The sequence below is a fragment of the Arthrobacter sp. 2MCAF15 genome (genome assembly GCF_052115605.1).
Taxonomy (GTDB): Bacteria; Actinomycetota; Actinomycetes; order Actinomycetales; family Micrococcaceae; genus Arthrobacter.
The window spans coordinates 1-8,229 of the sequence record NZ_JBFRGZ010000039.1 but is presented as its reverse complement, the minus strand read 5'-3'; the positions used below and the strand labels follow the sequence as shown (position 1 = coordinate 8,229).

At 66.0% G+C, this 8,229-nt stretch carries 13 protein-coding genes; 5 read left to right on the top strand and 8 right to left on the bottom strand.

Features of this window, described 5'->3' with window-relative positions; genetic code table 11:
• Positions 1–203: 203 nt before the first annotated feature.
• From AB4089_RS22775 to AB4089_RS22765, 3 genes are all read right to left on the bottom strand, one after another.
• Positions 204–632, bottom strand: coding sequence for a hypothetical protein (locus AB4089_RS22775; protein WP_441411538.1), 429 nt, complete (start codon positions 630–632; stop codon positions 204–206).
• A gap of 715 nt (positions 633–1,347) precedes the next feature.
• Positions 1,348–1,758, bottom strand: coding sequence for a hypothetical protein (locus tag AB4089_RS22770; RefSeq protein WP_441411537.1), 411 nt, complete (start codon positions 1,756–1,758; stop codon positions 1,348–1,350).
• A 140-nt stretch (positions 1,759–1,898) separates the two neighbouring features.
• On the bottom strand, positions 1,899–2,246 hold the full coding sequence (locus tag AB4089_RS22765) for a PRC-barrel domain-containing protein (protein ID WP_441411536.1): 348 nt from the start codon (positions 2,244–2,246) through the stop codon (positions 1,899–1,901).
• Between AB4089_RS22765 and AB4089_RS22760 the strand changes: the two genes are divergently transcribed.
• A complete protein-coding gene (locus AB4089_RS22760) occupies positions 2,245–2,394 on the top strand; it encodes a hypothetical protein (RefSeq protein WP_441411535.1) in 150 nt (49 codons plus the stop codon). The two genes, AB4089_RS22765 and AB4089_RS22760, sit on opposite strands and share 2 nt — an antisense overlap.
• 247 nt (positions 2,395–2,641) lie before the next feature.
• Here AB4089_RS22760 and AB4089_RS22755 read toward each other — a convergent pair whose 3' ends face one another.
• The 3 genes from AB4089_RS22755 to AB4089_RS22745 form a co-directional block, all read right to left on the bottom strand.
• Positions 2,642–3,088 (bottom strand): Hsp20/alpha crystallin family protein, encoded by a 447-nt coding sequence (locus AB4089_RS22755; RefSeq protein WP_441411534.1) that lies wholly within the window; start codon positions 3,086–3,088, stop codon positions 2,642–2,644.
• A 147-nt stretch (positions 3,089–3,235) separates the two neighbouring features.
• Entirely contained in the window at positions 3,236–3,400 is a 165-nt protein-coding gene (locus tag AB4089_RS22750; protein WP_441411533.1) for a hypothetical protein, read from the bottom strand.
• Between the two features lie 199 nt (positions 3,401–3,599).
• Complete coding sequence (locus AB4089_RS22745) at positions 3,600–3,818, bottom strand: hypothetical protein (protein WP_441411532.1); 219 nt, start codon at positions 3,816–3,818, stop codon at positions 3,600–3,602.
• A gap of 424 nt (positions 3,819–4,242) precedes the next feature.
• On the opposite strand from AB4089_RS22745, the gene AB4089_RS22740 reads away from it, so the two are divergent.
• The gene (locus AB4089_RS22740) at positions 4,243–4,671 is read left to right on the top strand and encodes a hypothetical protein (RefSeq protein ID WP_441411531.1); all 429 of its coding nucleotides are present in this window, start codon (positions 4,243–4,245) and stop codon (positions 4,669–4,671) included.
• A 344-nt stretch (positions 4,672–5,015) separates the two neighbouring features.
• Here AB4089_RS22740 and AB4089_RS22735 read toward each other — a convergent pair whose 3' ends face one another.
• On the bottom strand, positions 5,016–5,897 hold the full coding sequence (locus AB4089_RS22735) for a Rieske 2Fe-2S domain-containing protein (RefSeq protein WP_441411530.1): 882 nt from the start codon (positions 5,895–5,897) through the stop codon (positions 5,016–5,018).
• Between the two features lie 279 nt (positions 5,898–6,176).
• Positions 6,177–6,689, bottom strand: coding sequence for a MarR family winged helix-turn-helix transcriptional regulator (locus AB4089_RS22730; RefSeq protein ID WP_441411529.1), 513 nt, complete (start codon positions 6,687–6,689; stop codon positions 6,177–6,179).
• Between the two features lie 206 nt (positions 6,690–6,895).
• Here AB4089_RS22730 and AB4089_RS22725 point away from each other — a divergent pair, with 206 nt between their 5' ends.
• The 3 genes from AB4089_RS22725 to AB4089_RS22715 form a co-directional block, all read left to right on the top strand.
• Positions 6,896–7,741 (top strand): hypothetical protein, encoded by an 846-nt coding sequence (locus AB4089_RS22725; RefSeq protein ID WP_441411528.1) that lies wholly within the window; start codon positions 6,896–6,898, stop codon positions 7,739–7,741.
• Positions 7,738–8,151, top strand: coding sequence for a phage holin family protein (locus AB4089_RS22720; RefSeq protein WP_441411527.1), 414 nt, complete (start codon positions 7,738–7,740; stop codon positions 8,149–8,151). Before AB4089_RS22725 ends, AB4089_RS22720 begins: the two co-directional genes overlap by 4 nt.
• Before the next feature lie 18 nt (positions 8,152–8,169).
• Positions 8,170–8,229 (top strand): DUF3618 domain-containing protein (locus AB4089_RS22715; RefSeq protein WP_441411539.1); only part of this gene is annotated, 60 nt, incomplete at its 3' end.

The window sequence follows — 8,229 nt, the reverse complement described above, 5'->3', positions numbered from 1 at the left end:
GGAGCCGGCCGTGTCCCTATCAGCAGTCAACGCGTGTCTCCGAGCCCGGCGACAACACCCCCCGGATCATCAAAGACAGGGCAAGAAAGTCATACCGGGCCCAGCGACCAAATCCCCGACCTTCGGGAACCCAATAAATGTAACGGGGCTCGTCCACGCAGGGCGGCACGGGTAAAGCACTGGGATGCGGCGAGCTCAAAACGTCACTCGTCTCGTGGCGTCGTTCGTTCCTCCTTTGTGCCGGTGTCGAAGGGCTTGCCCGCGGCGGGCGGCTCGCCTGCCGCGAGACGGTCAGACTCTCGAGCCCCAACAACGGACTGCGCTCCACCGGATCCCGCGTCGGCAGGTGAAGGGCCGGTCGGGATAGCCCCGGTTGCCGTCCGGGAGCCGGTGCCGGTCCGCTGCCCCTCGGTCATGGCGGGGTCGTTGAACACCTGCTCCACGGGCGCCTGGCCTGTCTTGGCCCGTTCAGGATGCGAATGATCCCCCTGCGCCTGAGTGCCCGCCTCCGCGACATCGACCGCCTCTCCCACATCTGCACCACTGCGGGAGTCATCGGCCTGGGCCTCGGCCCCCGATGAGGAATCCCGGGCGCGCGATGCGTCATAGTCACCGTGCAGGTTCTCGGTCATCGGTTTATCGTTGCTGCCTGTTGCGGCCCTGCGAAGGGGATCCACAGTGCCGTCCGCACCGTAGTCACCCTCGGCATACTGACCGATTTCCGACCCGGACGTGCGACCCGGGACGATACCAGCGTCGCCATAATCGGCCCGTACATAGCGTCCGGATTCTTTGGCCCTCTCTCCCAACGGTTCGGGCAGGCCACCCTCGGTGCCGGCCGCACCGTAATCACCTTGGACGTACTGGCCTTCCTCGTCCTCCGCGCGGCGGCCTCTTTGCACTCCGGCCTTGCCATATGTCCCTTCGACGTACCGGCCCCGTAGCTCCCGTTCTTCTGGTTTCTTCTCCGTGGGCGCCGGGCCCGCGGGTGATTCAGAGTCGCTGCGGTCTGTCATGATCCTGCCCTCCCGAGACGAATTCATGCGTCTACTCCGGCGCAATTCAAGTCTAGCCAGAGCCCCTGCACCCCAAAAGGTAATCATCAACGGCTCGACGGTGTTGCGGTGACAGGCCCTACTGCAGGGCTGATTGTCGAACGGGCGGAAGTCGTGCCGCGTGCTGCCATCTGGCGCCTGCAATGTCAGTCATTGTCGCTTGTCCTCCAGGGCCGTGCGCCGGAGTGTAGCGGGGCTCTGGGCGACCGGGACGGCAGCGAGCTCCTCGGCGCTGCACCCCCCGCGGCTGCTGGCTGGTGGATAAAGGCTCGGGTATGAGGTCTTGCCGCCGTCATTCTGCCGCAGCCCCGGGAGTGGATCCCTGGACGCCCGGCTCGAGGCTGGCTCTCGAGTCGGGCCTTGGGTCCACAGCTGGCGTTGCATGGTCGACGGGGTTCTCCATCGCCAGGCCCAAAGCGGCGCGGATGCGCCTGGCAGCTTCCCGATACCCGTCACCAAGACCCGCTGTCCTGGCCGCGTGTATCGAGCCTATGCCGTCAAACTGCTCTTGGATCCGTTCGCCCCGTTCAGCGAAGTCAGATGCCACGGCTTCCAATTTCTCGAGCCGTTCACCCTGCTCCCGCACCACGGAGAGGAGATAGGAACGGTCCCTGACCTTGCTTTCCACGATCCCGTCCGCACCCGGGGTCTCGTGTGCGGCGAGCCGCGGCTCGATGCCGGCCAGTTCGTCAGGGGCGCTCATCGGACCCTCCTCCATGAAGATCTCGCCAACAGAGTAGCCCCCATGAAGAGCAAAGGCGCCAGTGCTCAAGGTCCTGCCTTGGGCCCCGGGACCGACCCTGTGCGGGGAGCCGGTGGGCCGAGCCGGAAGAAGTCAGACAGTCATTCCTGTCCGGTGTCGCTCAGGGCCGGGCTGTACGCGGTGAAACCTTCGCGGAGCCGGACGGAGTCCGTGCCGATGATGTCGATGTCGGCCCATAGCACCAGGAACGACCCGCTGTGCCTCCACCGGAGGAGTTGGGCCACGGGCCAGGGCCGGGCGACCCCGGTTCGTTCGTAGCCCAGGAACGAGGATGCGCTGTGCGGGCTGGCGACCAGGCCCAGCAAGCTGGTGCCGGTGAGCAACTGGCCGGGTGGTCCGTCGATGGTGAACCGGGCGTCAGCTACCCGTCCCAGGCGGACTCCGCCGGGGTCGTGCACGGGCGTTCCGAGGAGATCACCGAGGATCATGGCGGCCTCCGGGGATGCGGGCGATGATTTTGTCGCGGATCCAGCGTTCCACCCAGTCAGCGTCCAGGGGCTCGCCGTGGATGCCGAGCCGGATGACGACCCCGACGTCGGCGACGTCGCGTCAGGGGATGCGGATGAGCCGGGATGACGGGGGCCGGCCGCCGAATATCCGTATTCCCAGCACGGGGCCGGTGAGCAGCGCGGTGAGTGTGGGTGCCGGGGTCCCGTCCGGTATTGGTGTGTCCGGTGGCGGGGCGCTGAGCGTCGGCCCGACGAGGCAACCCGAGCCCCCTCGAGGGCGGCGGCGAAAACTTCGGGTCGGAGTCCGGCCTTGGACTGGCGGCCCCAAAGGCCAGGACGACGTGAATTTTCCGTCCACGGCGGCGGGCCGCCGGTCAGGTCACGTAGTTCTCCGGTGCTTCCGGTGATTGGTGTCCGCCGCGGGAGACGTGGACTTTGGTGCCGGAGGTTCCGGACTGCTCAGGTAGCTGGGCGCGGATTTCGAGGACGCCGTCGATGTAGCTGGCCTCGACGGTGTCCGGGTTCGCCCCGCGGGGCAGCGGGATGCTGCGTGAGTAATCGCCATACCGCACTTCGCTGCGGTACCCCGGCTGGTCCTTGTGGGCGGGCTCTCTGCGCCGGGCGGAAATGTGCAGGGTGTCGTCGGTCACGGTGATGTCGATGTCCTTGTCCGGGTCGATGCCGGGGATGTCGGTTCTTACCACCATGGTGTTTCCGTCCCGGTATTCCTCGACTCGTAGCCAGGGATCGGACTCACCCTGCAAGAAGCGTCGGACGGGTTCGGGCACGTCGATGCCGGTACGGCGGAACAGGTTGTCCATGGCCTTCTCCTAAGCTCAGTTGCGTCCCTGATCCTCAATGCCGGGCGCAGCGCGCCCAGCCCGGAGGATGGCGACCCGTCCGGGGCCTCTTCGTTGCTGGTCCCGTCGGGCAGGAAGGTCAGCGGCGGCAAAAACGAGTTGTGCGAGTCAGGCCCCGCGCCGTCCGCGGGAACGATTCATGAGGAACATGATGACGGCGACTATCAGTAGGATCGGGGCGATCCAGAGCAAGAAGTTGACCGCTTTGACTGTTCCGCCGACGATGAGAAAGATGACCGCGACGGCAATGACAATCCAGAGAAGCGTGCTCATGATTCTGCCCACCTTTCTTCGTAGTTAGGGCCGGGATGTCTCCCAATTCCTGATGTTACAACTGCGCCAAGAGCCGCACCAGCGCTCAGGAAAGGTTCCCCCAACCAATCACGGACGGTGGTTTCTGCCCACCCATCGTTCTGAAAAAGGCTCGCCAGGCTCAGCCGCGCTCGCGGCAGGGCAGGGCGGATGCAGCCCTTTAGGCGTCCGGAGACTCTTTCGCTGCCGACGGGTGTTCTGCGGCCGGATGGTGTGCCTGTGCTTCCTTGAGATGGCGTGCGAGCTTTTCTTCAGCGTCCGCGCGCCGTTGCCCGACGGTGCGCATCTGGTGTGGGGCGAGGTCCTCGCGATGCCTCCGCGGGGCGGGATGTTGTGCCGGCCCGGGGCCGCCGGGGCCTGGTTCGGTGTGCTCGCTCATGAGCGCATCGTCGCACACGATCTTCCGGGGCAAAAGGCACAATTTGGCAACCTTCAGGGAACGCCGGCGTTCCCTGAGGGATCGAGGAATCGGCTCCCGGTCCAGGAGGCGCAGGGCCGCACCGGGCAGTCTAGTTTTGGCGCATTGAAAGTTCATGATGCCGTGGTGCGGCTGTCAACCGGGACGTACGCCCTTCAAACCGAGCGTCATTATCAAGGACCATGGAGCCTGCCGCTGGTGTTCACATTGGTCGTTCCGAGGGCGAATACGACCCCGGCGGGTGCCCCCGGGCGGGCTGGGTCCTGCGCTGGGCGGTTGCTTGTCCGGGCCCGGACCCTGGAGTTAGCCTGATTTACGGGGGACCCGATGAGGGGAGCGGGGTCCGGTGGGGCGGGCCACCTTTCTCGGACGAAGGAGTCTGTCAATGTCGACTGTTTCCCATCCGCGCAGGCCTGGGCCGCCCGGCGGCCCCCAGGGGCAGCCACTGTGGTGCCTCCAGTGCCAGACGGATGAATACCTGATCATCGAATCCATCGACACGCTCAGGCCGCCGCGCACTGGGCTGCTGGATGTCACGTATACCTGCGTGGAATGCGACTTCTTCTACGCCCACACCGCCTCGGTGGGGAGCGTTGCCGTGGTCCTGAACCGGCCGGGCCAAGGGTGCGGGGTGCTTCAGTTCGGCGGCAACTATCTGCACTGCGGGGAGCCGATGATGCTGGCCGGATCCCGGCAGCGCAGCGTAAACGCCGTACTCTCCACGGAACGGACCGGTGAAGAACCCCTGGACGTGTACCTGCGGACCAGGGTGCTGCGCTGCAGCTGCGGGTTCCAAATGGAAATACCCGACTGACACCCCAGGCTTGCCGAGTTGAAGCCCAGCGGTCAGGAGCGGTGGTATTCCTCCGACAGCTGGGTCAGCGCCTGCAGCGTGTCGGAAGCCATCGCGGGTGTGAGGTCATCGGGCTCCCTAACTGGCCGATCTTGTTTAGAGGGCCGACAGTCTCGTCCTCCGTGGGGACGCGGTTTTCCTGGACCCGGGCGGTGGAATGCCCGCCGGCGACCTTCAGGAGGAACTCCTCCCTTTCGACCTCTTCCTGACGCCTCAGCGCTGGTCGCAGGCGACCGAGCCCGCGAAGTCCTTCTCCGTGGCCGCCCACGAACGGCGTTCCGGCGAGTCTGCCTGGAAGCTCATGGTCAGACCGTAACGGCTGGACCAGCCTGCCGGATCTGGCGTCGGCGGATCTCGATCTGACCGTTGATGTGCCGTGTTTCGTATGCGGGCTGTCGGTGGCTGGCCGGGCCGCGAACGATGCTTCCGTCCTTCAGGCGGAAGGTGCTGCCATGCCACGGGCAGGTCACGCAGCCGTCGGCGATTTTCCCTTCGTCCAGCGGGCCGCCCATGTGGCTGCACACACTGTCCAGGGCGAGGACCACGTTTCCTTCGCGGTACAGCAGGACCGAGACACCGTCGATGTCCATTTTGCGGTGTTCGCCGTCGGACAAGGCACCCTCACTGAGCACCGGTGTCCACTCCGAGGGTCCGTCCCTGTCCGCGGTCTTGTTGACATTCACCGCGTAGCCATAGGTCAGGTTGCCGCCCAGGAAGCCGCCAAACATCAAGGTCCCGAACCCGGCCAGGCCCAGTGCTTTCCCGAGCCGGCGGCGGCCGGTTGCCCGCGCTATGGCGGATGAGGTGTACAGGCTGAGGGCTGTGCTGTTTGCGGCGGCGTGGATCAGCCCCGTTCTTCTGGCCTTGCCTTGAGTGTCTGACCAGTCGTTTAGTCCAGCTGCCGCTGTGGGGACTGCCGTGGCGATTCCCACGCAGACCAGGATGTCGGCGGCGGGTGCGGAATCCGGGCCGCCCAGGGCGTCAAGGAGCGTTGCCATGCTCCACGCCCCGATGGGCAGATCCGTGAGAACCGGATGCAGCGGATGTCCCAGGCCGGTCCCGCTCAGGAGGTTCCGAACAGGGCGCGCGCGCACAGCCCGCCCGACCGCCGTCGCGAGGGCCGAAGCCACTCCGTCCAGCCGGTCGGAGCGTTCGATGGCGGCGACTATTGAATCCAGCGGGTTCATGGCAGCTCCTAGGTCTCGTCGGCTTCTGCATCTGGAAAAGTCCAAACGTGCCGCTCCGGTTTTGCGTCGAGTGGACGGAAGCCCGGACGGCCCATGGCCCACAGCTTCCACCCAATCACCGGCCGTGACAAGGTGATCCGGGCCGGTCAGCGGCGGCCCCGGCAGATGACGGCCGCATCGTGTTCCTTTCCCGGCTGTTTCATTGGTGCAGCGATTCCCGCGTCCTCCGAGCTGTCTAGTTCCCCGAGGTCCCGGTCGGCATGCCTGTCATAGTTCCACTCAGATGGAGGGTGGCTGGAAGTGCCGGAGAGGGCCGGGGACGGGAGGGGCTTGTTGATGGGTCTGGAAGAATTCCACAAACCGGGTGAGTTGTTCTGAGAGGGTTTCCCACCCGTCGAAGTCGGCGGGAACGGCTGCACTCTCGGCACGGCGGGCGGCCTGCAGGGCGGCACTGCCGGCCCGGGTGATCTCGACCTGGAATTGCCTTCGGTCGGCCGGGTTCCGGGTCCTGGTGACCAGTCCTTCCGCCTCGAGTCGAGTGAGGACGCGGCCGAGTGTCTGGCTCTGGACATGAACCTTGGCGGCAAGCTGTTCCTGGTTCATGGGGCCCGGCGCGGCGGCTTCGAGGGCGATGACGGCTGCGCGGGTCAGTCCCAGCGGGGCAAGCGCCTCGTCGTGAAGCCGCTGGACAATGCGGGCCGCCGCCGTCAGGAGCCGGTAGCCGTCCCGGGCGTGGGGCTCACGGGGGAGGATCACGTGGAGAGCCTTCCTGCTGTGGGCAATGAGGGTCACGCGGTCAGGCTGGCGCCACAATACGCCGCCTCTGAGAGCTCCACCCTACCTCCACCCATCACTTTGGCAAGCATGCTTACTAATTTCGCGAAAAGGCCTTGGCATGGATGGGAAGTGTGCTTACTATCGATTTAGTAACCGTGCTTACTAATTTCATCCGGCACCGCAGTCACGATCCCGCGGACCCTTTCTGAAAGAGACCAACGATGACCCAGAACCCATGGAACCAGGCAGCCCCCCGGGCCTCGACGGAYGAGTACGCCGTCGGAACGGCGCGCCCCGCCGACGCGGAAAACCCGTCGTTCAAGCGGGAGATTGCGAAGGATGAAGCCATAGAGGTAAAGCACGAGGCCACGGACGCGGCCCAGAACGTCGCCGAGACGGCAAAGACGGAAGCAGCCAACGTGGCCACCGAGGTCAAGACCAATGCCCGGGACCTGCTGCACCAGGCCAAGTCGGATCTGACCGAGCAGGCAGGAACGCAGCAGCAGAAGGTCGCAGAAGGACTGCGCTCCGTCGCCAGCGAACTGCAGTCCATGGCCGCCGCCTCCGAGCAGCCGGGCGTGGCCACGGACCTCGTCCGCCAGGCCGCCGAACGTTCCTCCGCTGTCGCGTCCTGGCTCGATGGCCGGGATCCGGGTTCGCTGTTGACGGAGGTAAAGTCCTTTGCCCGTCAACGGCCCGGCACCTTCCTCCTGCTCGCCGCCGGAGCCGGTGTGCTGGCCGGCAGGCTCAGCCGCAGCCTCAGTGCCGGGGCCCCCGACGCCACGGGCACCCCGGCCGCGGGTATGCCGGCCGTCAGCCGGATCCCCGACACCGGGGTAGCCGTCCCGCCTCCACCAGTACAGATGCCGGCACCACAAACGACGACGGCAGGCTATGCGGACACCTATCCGCCGAATCCCCTGGACTCCGAGTTGGGAACGGTGGGCGCCCCGGACCCGATCAGGGACGGCGGGATGGGACGCCGGGCCGCGGATCCCGGTGTCGGTGAGCCCCTGCGGACGGCCGATCCGCTGCGCGGGGACCCGTTTGACGGGGGCCATCGATGAGCAGCGAAACGCCTCCCACCGCCGCCCACGCCAAGGCCGAAACCTCGACCCTGGGTGATCTCCTGGGTGAGGTTACACGGGACATCTCCACCCTGATGCGGCAGGAAGTGGAACTTGCCAAGGTCGAACTCAAGCAGTCCGCCACCCGTGCCGGAAAGGGCGCCGGAATGCTGGCCGGAGCCGGCGTCGCGGGCCACTTTGCGCTCCTCTTTCTGTCACTGGCGCTCTGGTGGGCGCTGGGAACACTGATGGGGCTTGGATGGTCGGGCGTTATTGTCGCCGTCATCTGGGCAATCGCCGGCGCCGTCCTGGCAACCAGCGGCCGCAAGGAACTCAACACCATCAAGGGCATGCCGCAGACCGCCGAGACCCTGCAGGAAATCCCACCCACGCTTAAACCCAACACCTAAATCCAGCGAGGAAACACGATGAGTGAAAACCCGGATGTCATCCGAGCAGATATTGAAGCAACCCGCGCCCGCCTGGGC